Source organism: Blautia sp. MSJ-36 (assembly GCF_018917985.1).
Classification (GTDB): domain Bacteria; phylum Bacillota; class Clostridia; order Lachnospirales; family Lachnospiraceae; genus Blautia_A.
Map to the genome: position 1 here is coordinate 42,134 of NZ_JAHLPQ010000006.1, position 23,963 is coordinate 66,096.

21 protein-coding genes are annotated in these 23,963 nt (G+C 45.7%); 18 read left to right on the plus strand and 3 right to left on the minus strand.

The window, feature by feature from the left end:
• Window positions 1–15 precede the first annotated feature (15 nt).
• The 11 genes from KQI39_RS06425 to glpK all read left to right on the plus strand — a co-directional run bounded on the left by KQI39_RS06425 (window position 16) and on the right by glpK (window position 12,297).
• Window positions 16–882: a carbohydrate ABC transporter permease gene (locus tag KQI39_RS06425; protein WP_253293090.1), complete on the plus strand. Its 867-nt coding sequence runs from the start codon at window positions 16–18 to the stop codon at window positions 880–882.
• Window positions 882–1,700 carry a carbohydrate ABC transporter permease gene (locus KQI39_RS06430; protein WP_021651865.1) on the plus strand — a complete coding sequence of 273 codons (819 nt, stop codon included), beginning with the start codon at window positions 882–884 and terminating at the stop codon, window positions 1,698–1,700. The genes KQI39_RS06425 and KQI39_RS06430 overlap by 1 nt, the downstream gene beginning before the upstream one ends.
• An 89-nt stretch (window positions 1,701–1,789) precedes the next feature.
• On the plus strand, window positions 1,790–3,112 hold the full coding sequence (locus KQI39_RS06435) for an ABC transporter substrate-binding protein (RefSeq protein WP_216417285.1): 1,323 nt from the start codon (window positions 1,790–1,792) through the stop codon (window positions 3,110–3,112).
• A 285-nt stretch (window positions 3,113–3,397) separates the two neighbouring features.
• The gene (locus tag KQI39_RS06440; RefSeq protein ID WP_216417287.1) at window positions 3,398–4,114 is read left to right on the plus strand and encodes an MgtC/SapB family protein; all 717 of its coding nucleotides are present in this window, start codon (window positions 3,398–3,400) and stop codon (window positions 4,112–4,114) included.
• Between the two features lie 464 nt (window positions 4,115–4,578).
• Window positions 4,579–6,036 carry an NAD(P)/FAD-dependent oxidoreductase gene (locus tag KQI39_RS06445; RefSeq protein WP_216417289.1) on the plus strand — a complete coding sequence of 486 codons (1,458 nt, stop codon included), beginning with the start codon at window positions 4,579–4,581 and terminating at the stop codon, window positions 6,034–6,036.
• 7 nt (window positions 6,037–6,043) lie between these two features.
• Window positions 6,044–7,330 (plus strand): NAD(P)/FAD-dependent oxidoreductase, encoded by a 1,287-nt coding sequence (locus KQI39_RS06450; protein ID WP_174095569.1) that lies wholly within the window; start codon window positions 6,044–6,046, stop codon window positions 7,328–7,330.
• 5 nt (window positions 7,331–7,335) lie between these two features.
• Window positions 7,336–7,707, plus strand: coding sequence for a DUF1667 domain-containing protein (locus tag KQI39_RS06455; RefSeq protein WP_216417291.1), 372 nt, complete (start codon window positions 7,336–7,338; stop codon window positions 7,705–7,707).
• Window positions 7,708–8,005: 298 nt separating this feature from the next.
• The gene (locus KQI39_RS06460; RefSeq protein ID WP_216417293.1) at window positions 8,006–8,737 is read left to right on the plus strand and encodes a glycerophosphodiester phosphodiesterase; all 732 of its coding nucleotides are present in this window, start codon (window positions 8,006–8,008) and stop codon (window positions 8,735–8,737) included.
• A gap of 142 nt (window positions 8,738–8,879) precedes the next feature.
• A complete protein-coding gene (locus KQI39_RS06465; RefSeq protein ID WP_021976754.1) occupies window positions 8,880–9,998 on the plus strand; it encodes an Ldh family oxidoreductase in 1,119 nt (372 codons plus the stop codon).
• A 172-nt stretch (window positions 9,999–10,170) separates the two neighbouring features.
• Complete coding sequence (locus tag KQI39_RS06470; protein WP_216417295.1) at window positions 10,171–10,746, plus strand: glycerol-3-phosphate responsive antiterminator; 576 nt, start codon at window positions 10,171–10,173, stop codon at window positions 10,744–10,746.
• A gap of 51 nt (window positions 10,747–10,797) precedes the next feature.
• Window positions 10,798–12,297 (plus strand): glycerol kinase GlpK, encoded by a 1,500-nt coding sequence (gene glpK / locus KQI39_RS06475; protein WP_148445047.1) that lies wholly within the window; start codon window positions 10,798–10,800, stop codon window positions 12,295–12,297.
• 130 nt (window positions 12,298–12,427) lie between these two features.
• On the opposite strand, the gene KQI39_RS06480 is transcribed toward glpK, so the two are convergent.
• The gene (locus KQI39_RS06480) at window positions 12,428–12,838 is read right to left on the minus strand and encodes a DUF6465 family protein (protein WP_148445046.1); all 411 of its coding nucleotides are present in this window, start codon (window positions 12,836–12,838) and stop codon (window positions 12,428–12,430) included.
• A gap of 202 nt (window positions 12,839–13,040) precedes the next feature.
• Here KQI39_RS06480 and holA point away from each other — a divergent pair, with 202 nt between their 5' ends.
• The gene (holA, locus tag KQI39_RS06485) at window positions 13,041–14,036 is read left to right on the plus strand and encodes a DNA polymerase III subunit delta (RefSeq protein ID WP_148445045.1); all 996 of its coding nucleotides are present in this window, start codon (window positions 13,041–13,043) and stop codon (window positions 14,034–14,036) included.
• 38 nt (window positions 14,037–14,074) lie between these two features.
• Here holA and KQI39_RS06490 read toward each other — a convergent pair whose 3' ends face one another.
• Window positions 14,075–14,641 carry a M48 family metallopeptidase gene (locus KQI39_RS06490; protein ID WP_216417297.1) on the minus strand — a complete coding sequence of 189 codons (567 nt, stop codon included), beginning with the start codon at window positions 14,639–14,641 and terminating at the stop codon, window positions 14,075–14,077.
• A gap of 114 nt (window positions 14,642–14,755) precedes the next feature.
• Entirely contained in the window at window positions 14,756–15,019 is a 264-nt protein-coding gene (gene rpsT / locus KQI39_RS06495; RefSeq protein WP_022426951.1) for a 30S ribosomal protein S20, read from the minus strand.
• A gap of 299 nt (window positions 15,020–15,318) precedes the next feature.
• Between rpsT and gpr the strand changes: the two genes are divergently transcribed.
• From gpr to uvrA, 6 genes are all read left to right on the plus strand, one after another.
• A complete protein-coding gene (gene gpr, locus KQI39_RS06500; RefSeq protein WP_148445043.1) occupies window positions 15,319–16,248 on the plus strand; it encodes a GPR endopeptidase in 930 nt (309 codons plus the stop codon).
• Between the two features lie 23 nt (window positions 16,249–16,271).
• Entirely contained in the window at window positions 16,272–17,567 is a 1,296-nt protein-coding gene (locus KQI39_RS06505) for a stage II sporulation protein P (protein WP_330653962.1), read from the plus strand.
• Window positions 17,568–17,649: 82 nt separating this feature from the next.
• The gene (lepA, locus tag KQI39_RS06510; protein ID WP_173761770.1) at window positions 17,650–19,458 is read left to right on the plus strand and encodes a translation elongation factor 4; all 1,809 of its coding nucleotides are present in this window, start codon (window positions 17,650–17,652) and stop codon (window positions 19,456–19,458) included.
• Window positions 19,459–19,469: 11 nt separating this feature from the next.
• Window positions 19,470–19,826 carry a hypothetical protein gene (locus KQI39_RS06515; RefSeq protein ID WP_216417299.1) on the plus strand — a complete coding sequence of 119 codons (357 nt, stop codon included), beginning with the start codon at window positions 19,470–19,472 and terminating at the stop codon, window positions 19,824–19,826.
• On the plus strand, window positions 19,816–20,952 hold the full coding sequence (gene hemW, locus KQI39_RS06520; RefSeq protein ID WP_216417300.1) for a radical SAM family heme chaperone HemW: 1,137 nt from the start codon (window positions 19,816–19,818) through the stop codon (window positions 20,950–20,952). The genes KQI39_RS06515 and hemW overlap by 11 nt, the downstream gene beginning before the upstream one ends.
• Before the next feature lie 157 nt (window positions 20,953–21,109).
• Window positions 21,110–23,959, plus strand: a complete 2,850-nt coding sequence (uvrA, locus tag KQI39_RS06525; RefSeq protein ID WP_216417303.1) for an excinuclease ABC subunit UvrA — start codon at window positions 21,110–21,112, stop codon at window positions 23,957–23,959.
• The last annotated feature ends 4 nt before the right edge of the window (window positions 23,960–23,963 follow it).

Here is a 23,963-nt window from a genome sequence, read left to right on the forward strand (position 1 = left end):
AGCAGGTGATATACAATGAAAAGTAAAAAATCTTTTTTCAGGACAGTGGAGCCTTATCTCTATCTGGTTCCTGTAATGATCCTTTTTATACTGTTTGTATTCTGGCCGTTCGTTAAGACGATCCAGCTGAGCTTTGCCAGAACCACACCTCTTGGTCAGGTGGCACAGTATGTAGGACTTGACAACTATACGAATATTTTCACAGACGGAACGTTCCTTAACAGCTTGGTGACAACACTGAAGTTTTCTGTTATGCGAGTTATCCTTTCTATTGTGATCGGTTTTATACTGGCGATCATCAGTACAGAGAAGATCAGGGCAAAGGGATTTTTCCGTACTGTATATGCACTTCCGATGGCTATTTCCGCAGCTGCGGCATCTGTAGTGTTCATGTTTATCTTCCACAGTTCTCTGGGTATTCTGAATAAGGCTCTCGGAACTCATATCGGATGGCTGACAGATAAGAAATATGCACTGATCGCAGTTACGATCGTTAGTGTATGGATGGCGATCGGTATGAACTTCATTTACCTTACTGCAGCGATCCAGAGTGTACCGTCTGAGCTTTACGAGAGCGTTGCCCTGGATGGAGCGAATTTCTTCCAGAAGCACCGCCATGTAACGATTCCGTCAATCTCTCCGACACTGTTCTTCCTTCTCATCATCAATGTTATCAACTCCGTACAGGCATACGCAGAGTTCAAGATGATGACCCAGGGTGGACCGGCAGAGAGTACCAACGTTATCGTGTATGAGATTTACCAGGAGGCATTTATCAACAGCCGTTTCGGTGTGGCCTGTTCAGAATCCGTAATTCTGTTTGTTATTTTGATCATCCTGACTGCACTGCAGTTTAGACTGGAAAAGAAGGTGACCTACTGATGAAAGAAAAACCATATGTAAAAGTGGCGATGTATGCGCTGAATATTATTTTTGCAATTATTATTATCGTTCCTGTTATCTACTGTTTCAATGTTAGTATGATGGATCTGAAAGAGATCTACGGCGGAAAGTTCTGGCCGTCCCATCTGACCATTGAGAACTACACAAGAGCATTCCAGCTGGCACCGTTCTTTACTTTCATTAAGAACTCACTGATTGTATCCGGTGTTATCACATTTGCTCAGGTTGTTACAGGCGCTCTTGCAGCTTATGCTTTTGCCATGATGGAGTTCAAGGGCAAAAAAGTCCTGTTCTATATCATGCTGGCAACCATGATGATTCCGAGCCAGGCGATCATCATCGCAAACTACCTGACAATCGCTGACTGGGGTATCCGTAATACATACGCAGCTCTGATCCTTCCGAACGCAGCAGCAGCGTTTGCGGTATTTAACATGCGTCAGGCATTCCTGACACTGCCGAAAGAGATTCATGAGGCAGCTGAAATTGATGGATGTACAAACTTCAAGTTCTTATATACCATTGGTGTTCCGCTTATCAAACCATCACTTGGTGCTCTGATTATCTACGTATTCCTTCAGAGCTGGAACTACTATCTGTGGCCACTGCTTGTAACAGACAGTGTAAATATGAGAACGGTTCAGATCGGTCTTGGTATGCTTCAGGGTGCTGAGGCAACAGACTTCCGACCGGTTATGGCTGGCGCCATGGTTATCCTGATTCCTTCAATTCTTGTATTCATCATTGGTCAGAAACAGATGATCAGTGGTCTGACAGCTGGTGCTGTTAAGGGTTGATCCAATTATATAAGAGTAAATAGTAAAAACGTTAATTTATCCGGCCTGTATTGGGGCAGGCCGGACCAATATAAAAGGAGGGTTTCTATATGAAAAACAAAAAATGGATGGCGATTCTTTTAGGAGGAATCATGGCTGCATCTCTCGCAGCTCCGTGCTCAGTAAGTGCGGCTGACAAAACTACCATCACATTCTGGCATGCAATGGGTGGTACAAACGGTGAAGTGCTTCAGCAGATCGTAGATGATTTCAACGCATCTCAGGATGAGATTGAAGTTAAAGCTGAGTATCAGGGAACTTATGATGACACCATCACAAAACTGAAAGCAGCTATGCAGAGTGATTCTGGTCTTCCGGATGTCTGCCAGATGTATGATGTTGGAACAAAATTCATGTATGACAGTGGTTCTGTCATCCCTGTAGAGGACAAATTCGAGTCCACAGGTTATGATAAGAGTTCCGTTATGGACGTTATCAGCAGCTACTATACAGTAGATGGCAAACAGTATGCAATGCCATTCAACGTATCCACACCTATGCTGTATTACAACAAAGATGTATTTGAGGCAGCAGGTCTTGATCCTGAGACACCGCCTACAACTTATGATGAGGTTCTTGAAGATTCCAAGAAGATCGTAGAGAGCGGAGCAGCTCCGGTTGGTTATTCACAGGCTATTTACGGATGGTTCTTTGAGCAGCAGCTTGCAGGACTTGGATTAACATATGGAAACAATGACAATGGACGTACAGAGGCAGTTACAGCTGTTGATTTTGATTCCAACGGCGGCGGCCTGAAAGTATTTGATATGTGGAAAAAACTGTATGATTCCGGATATTTCGAAGATTACGGAACAACAACAGCAGATACCCAGACAGCGTTCTTCTCCGGACAGGTTGGTATGATCATCGAGTCTACTGCTATCCTGAAAAATGCAGTTGATTCTTCTCCGTTCGAAGTTGGTACAGGATATCTTCCGAGGATCGAGCAGAATGATGAAGGCGGCGTTATCATCGGTGGTGGTTCCCTGTGGCTTACAGATACAGGCAACGAGACAAACGAGGATGCAGCTTGGAAATTCATCGAGTACATCACAACTCCTGACGTACAGGCTAAATGGTCCATGGGTACAGGATACTTCGCAATCAACGAGAAAGCTTATGAGACAGATGATATGAAAGCTTACCTTGAAGAGAATCCGAACTTCGAGACAGCTATCAACCAGCTGAAAGATTCTCCTGTAAACGCAAATACAGCAGGTGTTCTCTCTGGTGTACAGACAGAAGCCCGTCTTACATTCAACGAGATCATGCCTCAGGTATATGATGGCAAGCTCACAACTCAGGACGCTGTTGATCAGCTTGCAGCTTCTGTAAACAAAGCGATCGAGAACTATAACGAGTCTATTAAATAATCAGAATGCCCTCTGATCAGTAGATAGAGCAACAGATAGGGATACCGCCGCCAGGCGTCGGTATCCCTGCTGTTTTACATGCTGTGAGGTTACGGGTAATATATCCGGGCACAGGATCATATGAAAAACTGCGTAGTGAGACGGACGGAGCGAGTCCGGCTGACTAGACAGCTTTCAAGTGCAGGGAGTGTGGCCTGCGGCGTTCATGCAGGGCAAAATGGAATGATACGTTGTTGGCGTTATCACCGGCAGAAAATAATGATACAACAGGAAAGGGGCAGATTTATGGGAGGAATTCTCGGAGCATGTAATGCAATATCGGATTATTTGCACACTTTAAATATGGGATCGACGCTGTTTCGGCTGATCCTTGCGATGTTTCTTGGATGTCTGATCGGTATTGACCGTGGAATGAAGAAGCGTGTGGCAGGTGTAAAAACACATATGATCGTCTGTATGGGGGCAACTCTGGTTATGATGACGGGCGATTTTATCCATGTATATTCTAATGGGGCAGGAATCGGAGATACTGCACGACTTGGTGCACAGGTTGTCAGCGGAATCGGTTTTCTTGGAGTGGGAACCATCATCGTGACCGGACAGAGACATGTATCCGGTCTTACGACAGCAGCCAGTCTTTGGACTTCCGCGTGCATCGGACTTGCTGTGGGGATCGGCTTTTACAGCGGTGCGATCTTTACCACGCTGGGGCTTATTCTGGTGTTCAAATATGCGAAATATATAGAGGTTTATGTGGAAGAGCATTCCAATACCTATGACGTATATATGGAGTTTGAAAATGAAGATAAGATGAGTATGGCCATAAAGAAGCTTCGGGAAGAGGACATCCTGATCTCCAACGTAGTTATCATCAAAAAGAGATCCAAAACACAGAGTGTGGTGATCCAGGCAACAATGGAGGCTGCCAAATGGAAAGCGCGCCATACTGTATTTCGCGAGGTAAGGCAGCAGGAAGGAGTTATTTCTGTAGAGGAAATATGATCGGGAATCGGGAATACAATGAAACTTATCATGTTTTTGGGAAAGTTAAGAGTATGTTAAAGAAAAAACGATGTATTTTACGAGAAATGTACTTGAAATATGAAAAACAGTCTGATACAATGAATACAAAGTGAAGAAGGAATCTGATTCAGCTTGCTGAATACAGAGAATGCCATTGAGAACAGAGACCGGCATGAAGACACATGGATAAGTGTGTTTTTATGTCGGCTATTTTTATGCACAAATGTTAATATTTCAAAAGGATTACAAGGGTTACAAAGGGTTACAGCATAAAATAACGGCATATTCACTTGAAAGATTGCTGTTCGTAAGCAGTACTCCTCGCAGAATATTTACCTGCGGACGGCAATGCTTGTGTTGCAACGGATATTCTGCTGTTTCCGGCGCAGAGAAAGCCGGGGACAGTTCAGAAGATCCGCAAACAGGAAAGGAGAAACAAATCTATGTATGATGTGATCATTATCGGAGCAGGAGTTTCCGGAGCGGCAGCGGCGAGAGAGCTTTCAAGATATCGGCTGAAAATCTGCGTTCTGGAGCGAGAAGAGGATGTATGCTGTGGAACTTCCAAGGCAAACAGCGGAATCGCTCATTCCGGTTATGATGCAGAACCGGGAAGCCTTATGGCGGAACTGAATGTGAAGGGCAGCAATATGATGGGACAGCTTTCGAAGGAACTGGATTTTCCTTTTAAACAGACTGGTTCACTGACTGTCTGTACAACTGAGAATGGAATTGCCATGCTGCATAAGCTGCGTGAAAGAGGAATAAAAAACGGAGTAGAGGGACTGAGGATCCTTGACAGAGAAGAGGCACTTGCCATGGAGCCGAATCTGTCTGATCAGGTGCTGGCAGCACTGTATGCACCGACAGCCGGAATTGTCTGTCCCTTTGAGCTGAACATTGCAATGGCAGAAAATGCATATAATAATGGCGTGGAATTTAAATTTGACACAGAAGTAAAGAACATCCGAAAACAGGAAAAAGGTTTTGTTGTGGAAACCTCAAAAGGTGATTTTGAGACAGGCTGTATCGTCAATGCTGCCGGTGTCTATGCGGATGTTTTTCATAATATGGTAAGTGAGAAAAAACTGCATATCACTCCTCGTAAGGGAGAGTATATGCTTCTTGATAAAAGTGCAGGAGCACATGTGAATCATACGATCTTTGCACTTCCAAATAAGAGCGGAAAAGGAGTTCTGATAACACAGACTGTTCACGGTAATCTTCTTGTCGGCCCTACTGCTACGGATCTGGAGGACCGGGAGGGAACAGCCACTACTGCAGAGGGTCTGGAGGCTGTAAGCGTCAAATCCGGCAGAACAGTAAAGGATATTCCTCTGCGAAAGGTGATCACGAGCTTTGCGGGACTTCGTGCTATCGAGGACGGTATGGATTTTGTGATCGAAGAGGTGGAGGATGCACCCGGATTTATTGATTGTGCAGGAATCGCATCACCGGGACTTACCAGCTCGCCGGCAATCGGCTGTATGGTCGCTGACATCGTAAAAGAAAAATTACATCCGGAAGTAAATCCGGATTTTGATCCGGTGAGAAAAGGGATTCTGGATCCGTCAGAGCTTTCTCTGGAAGAAAGAAATGAGCTGATCAAAAGATCACCGGAATATGGAAATATCATCTGCAGATGTGAGATGATCTCTGAGGGAGAGATCCTGGATGCGATCCGAAGACCTCTGGGAGCGAAATCCCTGGACGGAGTAAAGCGCCGTACAAGAGCGGGAATGGGAAGATGCCAGTCAGGTTTCTGTTCTCCAAGAACAATGGAGATCCTCAGCCGAGAGCTTGGTATTTCCATGGAGGAGATCACAAAAACAGGCGGAGCTTCCAGACTGATCGAAGGAACCAACAAGAAAATTGCAGAGGAGGGCGAGAACCATGAATGATAAGATTATGGTGAAGAGAGATATCGTGATCATAGGCGGAGGCCCTGCAGGACTGGCAGCAGCCCTGGCTGCAAAGAAAGAGGGAGCAGAGAGTATCCTGATCCTGGAACGTGACAAGGAACTGGGTGGGATCCTGAATCAGTGTATCCATAATGGATTTGGCCTTCATACATTTCAGGAGGAACTGACAGGACCGGAATATGCGGCACGCTTTATCCGGATGGTAAAAGAACAGCGGATCGAGTACCGGCTGAATACCATGGTCATGGATATCAGTCAGGATAAGGTGATCACTGCCATGAGCCGTCAGGATGGAATGTATCAGATCCGGGCGAAAGCCGTGATCCTTGCCATGGGCTGCAGAGAGAGACCGCGAGGCGCACTGAACATTCCGGGATATCGTCCGGCAGGCATTTATTCAGCAGGAACAGCACAGCGTCTTGTAAACATGGAAGGCTTTATGCCGGGAAAAAAGGTAGTGATCCTGGGATCCGGTGATATCGGACTGATCATGGCCAGACGTATGACTTTGGAAGGTGCGGAGGTTAAGGCTGTGGCAGAGCTGATGCCATATTCCGGAGGCCTGAAGCGAAATATCGTGCAGTGCCTGGATGACTTCGGAATCCCGTTGAAGCTTAGCCATACAGTGGTTGACATAAAAGGAAAAGAACGTGTGGAAGGAATCACTCTTGCAGAGGTAGATGAAAACAGACGTCCGATTCCTGGCACAGAGGAATTTTTTGAATGCGATACGCTTCTTCTTTCTGTTGGCCTGATCCCGGAGAATGAGCTTTCCGGACAGGCAGGCGTGGAGCTGAGCAATGTGACTTCCGGACCGGTGGTAAACGAAAGTCTGGAGACAAACATAGAGGGTATTTTTGCCTGCGGAAATGTTCTTCATGTTCATGATCTGGTGGATTTTGTTTCAGAGGAAGCAGGTAATGCAGGAAGAAATGCGGCTCTCTATATACACAACAATGGCGAGGAAGAAATACCGGAAGAGATAAAGATCACACTTTCTCCCAAAAACGGAGTCCGCTATACAGTGCCGTCTGAGATTCGTATCGGTCATATGGCGGAGGAGCAGCTGGTCCGCTTCCGTGTGGGAAATGTATATAAAAATTGTTATATCCGGGCATATCTGGATGGAGAACGGATCTTTTCCAGAAAAAAACAGGTGGCAGCGCCTGGAGAGATGGAACAGATCAAACTGAAAAAAGAGCAGCTTCTTTCCATTCTGGAAGGAAAACAGAAACAGGATAAACATGAACTTGTGATCCAGGTGGAGGAGTGATGAAAATGGAAAAAAGGAATCTTACTTGTATCGGATGCCCCATGGGATGCGCCCTTCTGGTGGAAATGGACGGAAAAGAGATCGTTTCCGTCACAGGAAATACCTGTAAAAAAGGTGCGGAATATGCAGTGAAGGAAGTGACAGATCCAACCAGGATCGTGACAACGACTGTGCGTGTGAAAAATGGAAGTATGCCGGTGGTGTCAGTAAAGACAGCGCGGGATATTCCGAAAGGAAAGATTTTTAACTGTGTGGATGCATTGAGGGACGTATGTGTGGAAGCACCGGTTCAGATCGGAGATGTGATCCTGGAGAATGCAGCAGGTACAGGCGTGGATATCGTGGCTACAGGAAATGTGAAGCAGATCATACAGTGATCTGCAAAGGATATATATGGCAAACTGTATGCTTATAATATGTCAGCCCTCCGGCAGACAAAGCGAATAAAATAAACCTAAAAAGGCTTTTTTATCGCTTTGTTTGCTATGAAATAAAATATACAAAATGCACAAAAAATAATAACGAGAAAAAGAGTAATTAATTAAAAAATAACAAAAAATATAAAAAATACAGACGGAAAATGTTGAAAATAAATAAAAGCTATGATATAATCTGAAATATGAATTAGCAAAAATGCTCACAACGATGTAATGCATTGAATGGAGGATGATTAGAATGAAAGTATTTGGACATCGTGGTTTCAGCGGAGAATATCCGGAGAATACAATGCTGGCGTTTCAGAAAGCCGTGGAGGCTGGATGCGAGGGAATTGAGCTTGATGTACAGCTGACCAAGGATCTGGTTCCGGTGATCATGCACGATGAGAAGGTTGACCGTACCACGGATGGAAGCGGATATATCTATGATCTTACATATGCTGAGCTGTGTAAACTGGATTGCAGCTATCCGGATAAATTTGCCGGAAAATTCGGCAGACTTCAGATCCCGACTCTGAGAGAGTATTTGGAATGGATGGCTGAGGAAGAAGATCTGATCACCAACATTGAACTGAAGAACAGTGTTTATTATTATGGTGGTATGGAAGAGAAAGTGATCGACATGATCTGTGAATACGGACTGGAGGATCGGATAATTCTTTCTTCCTTTAATAATGCTTCCATCGTACTGTGCAGACAGAGCGATGAAACCATTGCAGGTGGTTTTCTGGTAGATAAATATGTGGACAATGCAGGCGTTTATGCAAGAACCTGTGATGTGCAGTATTATCATCCGAATCTGGAATACCTGAAGGAAGAACATGTACGCAGCTGTTCCCAGAACGGGATTGGGGTGAATGTCTGGACTGTAAACGAGGAAGAGGATATGAGAAGGATGAAGAAATGGGGAGTAAACTCCATCATTACCAATTATCCGGACAGAGGAAGAGCAGTGGCAGACGAGGATTGAAACTGTAATGCAAAGACGCTTTCTGTAAGGTACATACAGGAGGCAGGCTAAATTTGAAATCTCCGGCAGGAGGGGGTCCTGCTGCAGATCTATATAAGTAAAATAAAAAAAACTATAATAATGTATATGGAGGATTTTTACAATGGAGAAAGAAACAAGACCTTTTATTCCCTGGCAGCTCGCAGATGATTTTATGACAGCTGTATTTGAAAAAGTAGGAGTTCCGGAAGCAGACGCAAGACTTTGCTCTGATGTACTTCTTGAGAGTGACAGACGTGGAATTGAGAGCCATGGTTGCAACCGTTTCAAACCGATCTACATTGATCGTATCAAAGCCGGAATCTTAAACCCGGTAACCAAGATCGATATTATCAAAGAGACACCAACAACTGCAGTTATTGATGCCAACGATGGTATGGGAATGGTAGCCAGCAAGAAAGCTATGGATATGTGTATTGAGAAAGCACATAAGTATGGCATGGGTATGGTTGCAGTTCGTAATTCTTCTCACTATGGAATCGCAGGATACTGGACAGGTCTCGCAACAAAAGAGAACATGATCGGTATCAGTGGTACAAACGCAAGACCGTCCGTTGCACCTACATTTGGTGTTGAGAATATGCTCGGAACAAACCCGCTGACATTCAGCATGCCTACAGATGAGCCATTCCCGTTCATGCTGGACTGTGCAACATCTGTTATCCAGAACGGCAAGATCGAATACTACGCACGTATCGGACACGATACTCCTAAAGGTCTTGTTATTTCCAGAGAAGGTGAGGAGCTTACAGACAGCGTTGAGATCCTCAAGAAGATCCGCAGCAAACAGGCTGCACTTGCTCCTCTCGGCGGATTTGGCGAGACAAACGGAGGATATAAAGGATATGGATACTCCACAGTTGTTGAGATCCTTTCCGCAGCACTTCAGTCCGGTATCTTCTTAAGAGCACTGGAAGGAAAGAATGAGGATGGAAGCATCCGTCCATATCATCTTGGACATTTCTTCATCGCAATCGATACAGAAGCATTCATGGGTGCTGAAGCATTCAAGAAAACATGTGGCGATATCTTAAGAGACCTGAGAGGATCTGAGAAAGCTCCTGGACAGGAACGTATCTATACAGCAGGCGAGAAAGAGTACGATGTATGGATGTATCGTAAAGACAAGGGAGTTCCGGTAACAGAGGCAGTTCAGAAAGAGTTTATCGGACTTCGTGATGAATTCGGACTTACACAGTTCAAATTCCCATTTGAAAAATAATATTGCTGAGTCAGGCAAGTCGTTAAGACTTGCCTGATTTTGGTGAAAATATCGACATATCTTACAAATCTGTCTGGCCTTTGCAGTAAGAAACTGTTACAATAGAGTTAATGTCTTCGGATAATATGAGAAGATATGACTATATTGTGCGAATATTGCGGAGGAAAAGCAGATGAACAGAGAATTTCTGGATGCGATCGAGGCAAACCCGATCATAGCGGCGGTGAAAGACGAGCAGGGACTCTCCAACTGCCTGAGCAAAGAAGAACTTACGGTGATTTTTATTCTGTATGGCGATATTCGTTCTATCGGGGAAATCGTGGAACGGATTCATCAGGCAGGAAAGATTGCTATGGTACATATTGATCTTGTGACAGGCCTGAGTTCAAAAGAGGTTTCTGTCGATTATATTTGCAAAGATATTCATGCAGATGGAATTATTTCCACAAAAGCATCAATGATCAGCAGGGCAAAAAAGCTCGGGATGTATACTGTCCTGCGCTTTTTTCTCATTGATTCCATGGCGATTAAAAATATTGAAAATCTGGGAAATCAGCATGAGCAGCTGCCGGATGTGGTGGAAGTGCTGCCTGGTCTGATGCCGAAGATTCTCAAGAAAATATGTAAAACAAGCAGAGTACCAGTGATTGCAGGGGGACTGATCTCTGATAAAGAGGACGTAATGGGAGCGCTGGGGGCGGGGGCTGCGGCGGTTTCCACTACGAATCAGGAGGTATGGGAGCTTTAAAACTGCATAGATACAGCTATGTGGTTAAGTAATGTATTGGAGGATTTTTATATGGCAAAATATGTTATGGCGCTGGATTCCGGAACAACCAGCAACCGTTGTATTCTTTTCGATGAAAACGGAAGGATCCGCAGTGTGGCGCAGAAGGAGTTTATCCAGCATTTTCCGAAACCGGGATGGGTAGAGCATGATGCAGGTGAGATCTGGTCCACACAGCTTTCTGTTGCCAGAGAGGCTATGAACCAGATTGAGGCAACGGCAGAGGATATTGCAGCGATCGGTATCACCAATCAGAGAGAGACCACTATTGTCTGGGATAAGAATACGGGACAGCCGGTTTATCATGCCATCGTATGGCAGTGCAGAAGAACTTCAGAATACTGCGACAGCCTGAAAGCGAGGGGACTGGAAGAGAAAATTCGTCAGAAAACAGGTCTTGTTATTGATGCGTATTTTTCCGCAACCAAGGTAAAATGGATTCTGGATAATGTGGAAGGTGCCCGTGAAAGAGCTGAGAAAGGTGAGCTTCTGTTCGGTACGGTGGAAACCTGGCTGATCTGGAAACTGACCAAGGGTGCTGTCCATGTAACCGATTATTCCAATGCATCCAGAACCATGATGTTCAATATCAACACATTGGAGTGGGATGATGAAATTCTGGAGGAGCTTAATATTCCGAAGTGTATGCTTCCACAGGTAAAAGAGTCCAGCGAAATCTATGGGGAAACCGATCCATCCTTCTTTGGTGGAAGGATTCCGGTGGCCGGTGCAGCCGGTGACCAGCAGGCAGCATTGTTCGGACAGGCCTGCTTTGAGAAAGGGGAAACCAAGAATACATATGGAACCGGTGGTTTCCTTCTGATGAATGCAGGAGATAAACCGGTATTTTCAAACAACGGACTTGTCACCACTATCGGATGGGGCCTCAATGGAAAAGTTACCTACGTTCTGGAAGGATCCGTATTCGTTGCCGGTGCCGCAATCCAGTGGCTCCGTGATGAACTTCATCTGGTGGATTCCGCTTCAGATACGGAATATTTTGCGGGAAAAGTGCCGGATGCAAACGGATGTTATGTAGTGCCTGCATTTACGGGACTTGGAGCTCCTTACTGGGATCAGTATGCACGTGGTACAATTGTAGGACTGACCCGTGGTGTGAATAAATATCATATTATACGTGCAACTCTGGAATCTCTTGCATATCAGGTTAATGATGTGCTGGAAGTTATGAAAGCAGATGCCGGAAGTGATCTTGCAGTTCTCCGTGTAGACGGCGGAGCAAGTGCCAACAACCTTCTTCTGCAGATTCAGTCCAATATCAGCAATGTGGCTGTAGAACGTCCGGAATGTATTGAGACAACTGCTCTTGGTGCCGCATATCTTGCAGGTCTCGCTGTAGGATTCTGGGAAAGCAAGGAAGCAGTACTGGAAAGCCGCAGCGTGGAGCGTATTTTCCGTACAGAGATTGATGATGAGAAGCGCAGTGCGATGGTAAAAGGATGGAGAGCGGCAGTAGGCTGTTCCAGAGACTGGATTAAAAAAATCCAGTAAAAGATAAAAAAAGAAAAGTCATGCAGCGGGACGAAAATGAAAATGTCCTGTGCATGGCTTTTTTGCGCTTCCGGAACTGCCATGGGCAGACCGGCGTAGTATTTCGGTTGCGGAACTGATCCGTCCGAACTTACAGAGTGGTCAGATCGATCTTGTAATCGTCGGAACCTTCTCCGTCAGCAGTGTAGTAAGCTGCTCTTTCTTCTGCATTTACATAGATGTGGAGCTCTTTGCCCTTAAGGCCTTTCGCCTCTGCATCTTTCTTAACAGCTGCTTCAAGGTCTGCAACTGTGATGGATGTCTCAAAAATTTCAAGTGTGATGCCGCTGATCTTATGATTTTTTACAGTGTTTTTAACTTCTTCTACTACTTCTGGTGCCTTGGCTGCTACAGTCTCTGTTGCTTTTTTTACTGCTTTTACAGTTTTCTCAGCTGCAGGTGTTTTCTCGATTTTTTCTACAGTTGATTTCACAGTAGCCTTGGCTTTTGTGGTTGCGCTCTTCAGGTTACTTGTTGCTTTGCTGGTTCTTTTTTTCTCCATAATGGAACACTCCCTTCCACATATTTCGCTGGCAGAACGGCTCTGCCGGAATATGTACCCGTCTACAGTATCATGAATTTGCCGGAAAGTCAAATTTTTACCGGAGTATGTTGCATTTCTGGCGGTTGTCGTATAAACTGAGATACATAGAAAAAGTCCCCCGGGTTATTGCGGGAATACGATTCAGACAGGAGTACAGATATTGAAAAATATTCAGGAAGACATCAAATCAGGAAAATTTAAGCAGGCATATCTGCTCTACGGAGAAGAAGCGTATCTGAAACAGCAGTATAAGAGAAATCTGGTGAAAGCGTTGAATCCGGATGATGATACGATGAATTTTGCCAGATATGAGGGAAAAGGAATCGATGTGAGAGAACTTCTGAGCCTTTTTGATACGATGCCCTTTTTTGCGGAGCGCAGGGTGGTTCTTCTGGAGGATACCGGATTTTTTAAGAATAAATGTGAGGAACTGGCAGATTATATGAAAAATCTTCCGGATTATCTGTATCTGGTATTCTGTGAATCCGAGGTAGATAAACGAAGCCGTATGTATAAGGCAGTGAAAGCCTGTGGAAGTATCGGAGAATTTAAACAGCAGGATGAAAAAACGCTGATGCGGTGGGCGGCAGGAATTCTCGGGAAAAACGGGCGTAAGATTACCCAGCGGGATGTGGAGCTGCTTCTGTCCATGACGGGGACAGATATGGGAAATTTAAGGATGGAGCTGGAAAAACTGATTTCCTATACAGAAGGCAGAGAGGTTGTGACTGGAGAAGATATCCGTGCTGTCTGTACCACACAGACAACCAACAAAATTTTTGATATGGTCCGCGCCGTGACAGAGAAAAATCAGAAACGTGCACTGGATCTGTATTACGATCTTCTGACGCTGCGGGAGCCACCGATGAGAATTCTGTTTCTCCTTGCAAAGCAGTTCCGGCAGATCTGTCTTACGAAGAAATTATCAGAGGAGGGACTTTCCCAGACAGAGATTGCATCCAAACTTGGCGTGCCATCCTTTGTTGTGCGAAATCTGGAATCCTGCGCCAGGGCTTACACAGTAGAAGAACTTGAAAATGCGGTGCGAGACTTTGTGGATGCGGAAGAAGCTGTGAAGACAGGTACGTTAGGGGATGTGCTCAGCGTGGAACTTCTGATTGTGAAATACAGTTCGGCGCGGAAGAGGAGCGCATAGGAAAGAATCGTGAAATATCTGCCTAAAAGCCTGGAAATTCAGGGATTCTGCCACAGAGTCTTTCCGTTATCCCGGAGCCATTTTTCGTAAATTTTATATTCCGGCATCACAGACGCCACCACTGCGTAGAAGGCAGGAGAATGGTTCATTTCCTTCCGGTGGGCAAGTTCGTGGACAACAACATAATCGAGAACCTTTTCCGGTGCGAAAATCAGCCGCCAGTTGAAGTTTAAGTTTCCCTCACTGGTGCAGCTTCCCCAGCGTGTTTTCTGTTCCCGGATAGTGATACGGCCGTAAGTTACGCTCATTTTTTTGGCGTAGGCTGCGGTTTTTCTTTTGAATATTTTTCGGGCAGATTCCATATAATAACTGCGGCGGAAATCGGAGAGCGGGTGGTTTTCTCCAGGAGACGGAACCGGTTCGGATGCAGCGTGGGAGAGGTGCTTCAGAATCCAGCTTTCTTTTTGCGTGAGGAAATTTTCGATGGTGGTATCTGACATTGTGCGTGGAGCACGGACAGTCACCTGGCCGGAAGCGCTGACCTGGATTGCCAGTGTTTTCCGGTTACTGCGAATGAGACGATAAGGGAATGGATGAGTGCCCATAGAAAACTCCTTTCTTGTAAAAGTGAGAGCAGAATATAAAAAAAGACAGTCGCTGACGGTTCGACTGTCTTTCCTTTTACTTATAAGCTTATAACTAAAATATTCCGTGGTCTATTACGCAATGCTGTTGACAGCTTTGGAAAGACGGGAAATTTTTCTGGCGCAGTTATTTTTGTGGTAAACGCCCTTGGATGTAGCTTTGCTGATTGTGGAGATTGCGTCCTTAAGAGCAACCTCTGCAGCTGCCTTATCCTTATTCTCAACTGCTGTCTCAACTTTCTTGATGGAAGTCTTAACTGCAGAACGGATTGCTTTGTTTCTTGCAGCCTTAGTGCTGTTAACTAAGATTCTCTTCTTTGCGGATTTAATGTTAGCCAATTCGTACACCTCCGATTCCTAAAAAATATAATATAAATTACATTCACAGGAACAGACACGGGCGCTCCTATGAAACATGCTTATATATATTATTATACATGGAGTGTAATGTCAAGATGTTTTTCGGAAAAATTCCAAAAAAATATGCAAAAACTACCAGATGCTGTGGATGAAAGGGGAAATGGTACATATTTATGGGAAAATGGGGAATAATGAAAGGGAAAACATCGGAAAAGCTGTTTTCATGTGGATGACAGAGGAAAATGGCTGGCAATTTTACAGAAAAAGAGGATGAGAGTATGGCTGGAAGGAGCAGAATCAGAACTGACCTGGCGCTGGAGGCAACGGAACGCTTTCAGGAGGAAAATGTAGAAGTACATGGAGTGGAGATCAGGGAAAAATACGATGAGGAAAAAGACGTGCGGACTACCGTAGTACGGATCACAACAGAAAACGGGGCCAGGACCATGGGAAAACCGCAGGGAACCTACATTACCATTGAGGCGCCGGACCTTTCCGTTCCGGATGAAGATTATCACAGGGAAATCTCGGAAGAAGTGGCGCATCATTTAAGGGAGCTGATTGATCTTGGACGGCAGCAGTCGATCCTGGTGGTAGGACTTGGAAATCAGGAGATCACTGCGGATTCCCTTGGCCCCCGTGCAGTTTCCGGTCTTCATATGACAAGGCATGTAATCCGGGAATACGGACTGAAGGCAAACACACATATGAAAATGCATCAGATCAGCGGGATTGCGCCTGGGGTAATGGCGCAGACCGGAATGGAAACCCTGGAAATTATTCAGGGTATTGTTTCTGAGACAAAGCCGGATGTGGTAATTGCCATTGATGCGCTGGCAGCCAGGAATACAGCAAGGTTGAACCGTACCATTCAGATTACAGATACCGGGATCAATCCGGGGTCCGGTGTGGGAAACCACAGGGAAGGGCTCAATGAAGAGAATCTTTCCGTGCGGGTGATCGGAATCGGTGTGCCGACAGTGGTAGATGCCGCAACCATTGTTCATGATTCCATGGCAAGCCTGCTGGATGCACTGGAGGAAGAAGAGCAGAAAGAGTTTCTGGAAGAAATGATTTCACCCAAACTTTATACCATGTTTGTAACACCGAAAGATGTGGATGAAACTGTGCGGTATTTAAGCTTTACGATTTCCGAGGGGCTTAATCTGGCATTTTCCGATAGTCTAATCGAAGAGGACAGGTCATAAAATACCATAAGAGGTGATCGTGGGTGACGAATATCCAGAGGGCATTCTGCGTGTTTTTGAGTCTGATCTTTCTGTGCGTTGTGGCTGCGCTTACGGGAGATTTTTTTAAGCATGGTGAGATATACAGACAGCTGCCGCTGTATTGCTTTCTGGAAAAGAAAGCTCTGCAGGAAGAGACTGGAAGGGATCGGGAAACGGAGATGCTTTTGAAGGAAAAAAATGCGGAGCATCTGGGCGAGGAAGTGGAAGCGGAGAACCGGAAAGAGCAGGAGGCACTATTGATGGCTGAGGCGGAAGTGGCAGAGAAGAAAGAAGAAAAGCAAAAAAAGGAAGTGCAGAAGTCAGAGGAGAAATCTGCTGACAGTACAGAAAATAAGAAGGATACCGGTGTGGAAAATAAAGAACCGGAAATTACGAAACCGGAAATTACCCAGATGGAGATCACTCCGGCGGGCTCTGATGCGGCAGAAAAGAAAGCTTCCGTCGAAAAAACGGTGAAAGAACAGGAAACAGTGGCAGTTCCGCATCCGCAGATTGACTTATCTCCTGCAAAACTGGCAGATTTTGATTATGTGATGAATCAGTTTTTTATTCTGGATTCTAATACGGAGACCAATGCACAGCAGATCAGCGGAACACGATTTCTGGGAGAAGATCTGTCCATTAAACAGGACAGTAAAGTGCCACAGATTTTGATTTACCATACCCATTCCCAGGAAACATTTGTGGATTCCAGGGAAGGAAAGGAAGAGGATACCATTGTGGGAGTGGGGAATTACCTTACGGACCTTCTGGAGGAAAAATATGGTTATCAGGTAATTCATGTGACGGATGCTTTTGATATGATGGGTGGAACCCTGGATCGGAGCAAAGCTTATGATTATGCGAGAACATCCATAGAAAAAGTTCTGGAAGAAAATCCCACAGTCGAAGTTGTGATTGACCTTCACAGGGACGGAGTACCGGATGACCGCCGCCTGGTAACAGAGGTCAACGGGAAATCTACCGCTCAGCTGCTTTTTTATAATGGATTAAGCTATACCGTTAATCAGGGGGCAGTAAGCTATCTGCCCAATCCTTACATAGAAGAAAATCTGGCATTTTCCTTCCAGCTGGAATACCAGGCAGCACAATATTATCCGGATCTTTACCGGGGAATTTATCTGGCAGGTCTTCGCTATAATCTGCACCTTAAACCACGTGCGCTGCTTCTGGAAGCCGGAGCACAGACCAATACCGTGGAGGAAGTCCGAAATGCAATGGAACCTTTTGCAGATATCTTAAACAGAGTCCTGAAAGGCAGTGACAAAGAAGGCTAAAATATGATATGATAAAGAGCAGTATGGAAAAATATGCGTTCCCAACGCTTTATACGAGAGAAATTTAAGGAGGACTTCCTGAATGATAGACCAGAGTAAAATTCGAAATTTTTGTATCATTGCACATATTGACCACGGTAAATCAACACTTGCTGACCGTATTATTGAGATGACGGGACTTCTCACAGAAAGAGAAATGCAGGCCCAGGTTCTGGATAACATGGAACTTGAGAGAGAGAGGGGAATTACTATTAAATCCCAGGCCGTTCGTATTGTATACAAAGCCAAGGATGGAAATGAGTATATTTTTAACCTGATTGATACCCCCGGACATGTAGACTTTAACTATGAGGTTTCTCGAAGCCTTGCGGCCTGTGACGGAGCCATTCTTGTTGTGGATGCTGCCCAGGGAATTGAGGCGCAGACGCTTGCCAATGTATACATGGCACTGGATCATGACCTGGATGTGGTTCCGGTGATCAACAAGATCGACCTTCCAAGTGCGGATCCGGAGCGTGTTATTAATGAAATTGAGGATGTAATCGGAATTGAAGCCCAGGATGCACCACAGATTTCCGCAAAAACAGGATTAAATGTAGACCAGGTTCTGGAGCAGATCGTCAATAAGGTTCCGGCTCCGGAAGGAGATGTGGACGCACCGCTGAAAGCCCTGATTTTTGACTCCGTTTATGATCCTTATAAGGGCGTTATCGTATTTTGCAGAGTGAAAGACGGCCGTGTAAAAAAAGGCACGAAAATCCATATGATGGCGACCGGATTTACCACAGAAGTTGTAGAAGTGGGATATTTTGGTGCAGGTCAGTTTATTCCGTGTGATGAGCTGACCGCGGGTATGGTTGGATATATCACAGCCAGTATCAAGAATGTCCGTGATACCCGTGTGGGTGATACGGTAACGGATGCGGACAACCCCTGTGCGGAGGCACTTCCGGGATATAAGAAAGTTAATCCTATGGTTTACTGTGGACTTTATCCGGCAGATGGAGCCAAGTATGGCGATCTCCGTGATGCACTGGAGAAACTTCAGCTCAATGATGCTTCTCTTTATTATGAACCGGAGACATCGGTTGCCCTTGGATTTGGATTCCGCTGCGGATTCCTGGGACTTCTTCATCTGGAGATTATTCAGGAGCGTCTGGAGAGAGAATATAACCTGGATCTTGTAACCACAGCACCAAGTGTTATCTATAAAGTTTACAAAACCAATGGCGAGATCATTGAGCTGACCAATCCGACCAATCTTCCGGATCCTTCTGAGATCGAGTACATGGAAGAGCCAATGGTGAAGGCTGAGATTATGGTAACCACCGAGTTCATCGGTGCGATTATGGATCTCTGTCAGGAGAGACGAGGCCAGTACGAAGGCATGGAATATATGGAAGAAACCCGTGCACTTCTGAAATACAGATTGCCCCTCAACGAGATCATCTACGATTTCTTTGATGCGCTGAAATCACGTTCCAGAGGTTATGCATCCCTGGATTACGAGCTGGACGGATATGAGAGAAGTGAGCTTGTGAAGCTGGATATCCTTGTAAATAAGGAAGAAGTGGATGCACTTTCCTTTATTGTCCATGCGGACACTGCTTATGAGCGTGGCAGAAAGATGTGTGAGAAGCTGAAAGATGAAATCCCGAGACAGCTCTTTGAGATCCCGATCCAGGCAGCCATCGGAAGCAAGGTTATCGCCAGAGAGACAGTAAGAGCCATGCGTAAAGACGTTCTTGCCAAGTGTTACGGAGGTGATATTTCCCGTAAGAAGAAACTTCTGGAGAAACAGAAGGAAGGTAAGAAGCGTATGCGCCAGGTAGGAAATGTGGAGATTCCGCAGAAGGCCTTTATGAGTGTTCTGAAGCTGGATGATAAATAGGAGATGACTTTTTGAAAAAAAATATAAAACGGCTGTTTCTGGCAGCAGGACTTCTGACGATGACAGGAGTTCTGCTTACAGGATGTGGCTCAAAGAAGAAAAATGCGGAAGATGAGAGCGTGATCAAAATCAGTACAGTGCCGGAGCCTACTGTTACGGTGGCGCCCCAGGAGATAGATCCGTCTGCGGTAACTACCAATGGAAGTCTTAAGATGGTAAATGAATATCTTGCAGAGAATGGCGGGGAGGCGCTTGGCATAACTGATGTGACACCAACACCGGCAGCTTCTGACGGAAGTGCAGACAGTACAGGTGCTTCTGGTTCAGATACTTCCGATAATGAGGAAGGAGCAGCAGATGGAGAATAAGGCAAAAAAGCCTCTGGAACTCTATGTTCATATTCCTTTCTGTGTGAAAAAATGCGATTACTGTGATTTCCTTTCGGGACCTGCAGGAAAAGAGCGGCAGGCGGAATATTTTCGTGCTCTTGAAAAAGAATTGGCGGCTGTTTCGGATTTTCCGGATCGGGAGATTACCACAGTTTTTATCGGAGGAGGAACGCCTTCCGTACCGGAATCTGCGTTTATTGCAGGTTTAATGGATCAGATCAGAAATAAGTTTTTTATGGCCCCGGATGCTGAGATTACCATCGAAGCGAATCCGGGGACTTTATATAAGGAAAAACTTCAGGAGTATCTGGAACACGGAATTAACCGGCTGAGCCTGGGTCTGCAGTCACCACAGAACCGGGAGCTGAAGATTCTGGGACGGATTCATACCTGGGAAGAATTTCTGGAAAGTTTTTTCATGGCAGAAGAAGCAGGATTTACGAACATCAATATAGATCTCATGAGTGCGATTCCGGAGCAGACATATGAAGCCTGGGAAAAAAATCTCCGCACAGTGGCAGAACTTTCACCGGAGCATATTTCCGCATACAGCCTGATTGTGGAGGAGGGAACGCCTTTCTGGGAACGGGAGCTGAAACTTCCGGATGAGGACACCGAATATCGCATGTATGAGGATACTGCCGCAATTCTGGGGGAATACGGATTTCATCAGTATGAAATTTCCAATTATGCAAAAAAAGGCCGGGAATGCAGGCACAATAAGGGATACTGGCAGAGAACCGATTATCTGGGATTTGGACTTGGCGCATCTTCACTTCTGAATCATGTGCGTTTTTCCAACACAGATAATATGGAAGAATATCTCAGAAACAGCGCATTTCCGGAAAAAATTCGCCGGAATGTGGAAGCCCTCACCAGGGAAGATGAGATGGCAGAATTTATGTTTCTGGGGCTTCGTATGACAGAAGGGGTATCACTGCGTGGATTCAAGGAATATTTCGGGGAAAATATGGAGAATATTTACGGCGAGGTTCTGAAAAAGCACCGGAATCTTGGTCTGCTGGAACAAAAAGACGGCAGGATCTTTCTGACCAGACGGGGAATTCACGTGAGCAACGGGGTGATGGCAGATTTTCTCCTGTAGCGGATTTTGTCGATTTTTTCACCTTGACGAACGAATGTTCTGATTGTATACTGTAAAAAACAAACAGAAATTTTACAGCAGAATGAGAGACAGATATTCTGCTATAGAAGAAAATACCGGAAGATTTTTATATGGCCGGGCAGAGTAGGAGGCTTTCATGTCAGCAGAAGTGAACGATAAGAAGCGTTTTATCAGAATACGTGGAGCGAATGAGAATAATCTTAAGAATCTCAGCGTGGATATTCCCAGAGACCAGTTTGTGGTACTTACCGGGCTCAGTGGATCCGGTAAGTCATCCCTTGCGTTTGATACGATCTATGCGGAAGGACAGAGGCGTTATATGGAATCTCTTTCTTCCTATGCAAGACAGTTCCTCGGGCAGATGGAGAAGCCGGATGTGGAGAGTATTGAGGGACTTCCTCCTGCGATTTCCATTGATCAGAAGTCAACGAACCGGAATCCCCGTTCTACTGTGGGAACTGTAACGGAGATCTATGATTATTTCCGTCTTCTGTATGCCCGTGTGGGAATTCCACACTGCCCGAAATGTGGAAGAGAGATCCGCAAGCAGACCGTAGACCAGATGGTAGATCAGATTATGACGCTTCCGGAGCGGCAGAAGATTCAGCTTCTTGCACCGGTAGTCCGTGGTCGGAAGGGAACACATGCCAAGCTTCTGGATCAGGCCAGAAGAAGCGGATATGTAAGAGTACAGATTGATGGAAGTCTGTATGAACTTTCAGAAGAGATCAAGCTGGATAAGAACATTAAGCATAATATTGAGATTGTTGTGGACCGTCTCATTGTGAAACCAGGAATTGAGAAACGTCTTTCCGATTCCATTGAGACAGTACTGGAACTGGCAGACGGCCTTCTCGTAGTAGATACCATGGACGGGAAACTTCTGAACTTCAGCCAGAGTTTTTCCTGCCCGGACTGCGGAATCAGCATTGATGAGATCGAACCGAGAAGCTTTTCTTTCAATAATCCCTTCGGTGCCTGCCCCCAGTGTCTGGGACTTGGTTATAAGATGGAATTTGATATTGACCTGATGATTCCGGATAAGAAGCTGAGCATCAATGAGGGAGCAATTGCAGTTCTCGGATGGCAGTCCTGTACAACACAGGGAAGTTTTTCCAGGGCGATTCTGGATGCCCTTTCCAGAGAATATGATTTTTCCCTGGATACACCGTTCTGTGAATACCCGAAGAAAATTCAGGATATTCTCATCAACGGTACTGGTGGCCATTCGGTGAAAGTTTATTATAAAGGCCAGCGTGGGGAAGGAGTCTATGATGTGGCATTTCCGGGACTGATCCGGAACGTGGAACAGAGATACCGGGAGACCGGTTCTGAGACCATGAAGCAGGAATATGAGAGTTTTATGCGTATCACTCCATGTAATGCCTGCAAGGGCCAGCGACTGAAAAAGGAATCTCTGGCAGTGACTGTGGCAGATAAGAATATCTATGAAGTGACCAATATGCCGGTGGAGAAACTACAGGGCTTTCTCCATGACCTGAAGCTTTCCAGCCAGCAGGAGCTGATCGGGAAGCAGATCCTGAAGGAAATCCGTGCCAGAGTAGGATTTCTGGCAGAAGTTGGGCTGGAATATCTTTCTCTTGGAAGGGCTACCGGAACCCTTTCCGGAGGCGAGGCGCAGAGAATCCGTCTTGCAACACAGATTGGTTCCGGCCTTGTGGGAGTTGCCTATATTCTGGATGAGCCAAGCATCGGACTTCATCAGAGAGATAATGACAAGCTTCTCGGAGCACTGATGAGGCTTCGGGATCTTGGTAACAGTCTGATTGTGGTGGAACATGATGAAGATACCATGCGTGCGGCGGACTGTGTGATTGACATTGGCCCGGGTGCCGGAGAACATGGCGGACAGCTGGTTGCCATGGGTACGGCCGAGGATCTGATGAAGAATGAGAATTCTGTAACCGGTGCCTATTTAAGTGGAAGACGGAAGATCCCGGTACCGGAAGTGCGGAAGGAACCAACCGGATTTCTGACAATCAAAGGAGCATCCGAGAACAACCTGAAGCACATTGATGTGGATATTCCACTGGGAGTCATGACCTGTATCACCGGTGTTTCCGGGTCCGGTAAGAGTTCCCTGATTAATGAGATTCTCTATAAGAGACTGGCGAGAGATCTGAACCGTGCCAGGGTGATTCCCGGAAAGCATGATGATATCCTGGGAATTGATCAGCTGGATAAGGTAATTGATATTGATCAGTCTCCGATTGGAAGAACACCACGTTCCAACCCTGCAACTTACACCGGCGTTTTTGACCAGATCCGTGATCTTTTTGCGGCAACTGCAGATGCCAAGGCCAAGGGTTACAAGAAAGGACGTTTCAGCTTTAATGTCAAGGGTGGACGGTGCGAAGCCTGCAGTGGAGACGGAATCATCAAGATTGAGATGCATTTTCTGCCGGATGTGTATGTGCCTTGTGAAGTCTGCAAGGGAAAGCGTTATAACCGAGAGACACTGGAAGTGAAATATAAGGGCAAGAGTATTTATGATGTGCTGAATATGACGGTGGAAGAGGCGCTGACATTTTTTGAAAATGTTCCTTCGATCCGCAGAAAGATTGAGACGCTGTACGATGTCGGCCTTTCGTATATCCGTCTGGGACAGCCGTCCACAACTCTTTCCGGAGGTGAGGCACAGCGTATCAAGCTTGCCACGGAGCTCAGTAAGCGAAGTACAGGAAAAACAATCTATATTCTGGATGAGCCGACTACAGGGCTGCATTTTGCAGATGTGCACAAGCTGATTGAGATTCTGCGCCGCCTGTCCGAAGGTGGAAATACGGTTGTGGTTATTGAACATAATCTGGATGTGATCAAGACGGCTGATTATATTATTGATATCGGCCCGGAGGGCGGTGACAGAGGCGGAACGGTAATTGCCAGAGGAACACCGGAAGAAGTGGCGGCAAGCCCGGTTTCCTACACCGGTAAATATGTGAAAAAATACCTGGAGCAGAAATAACCGG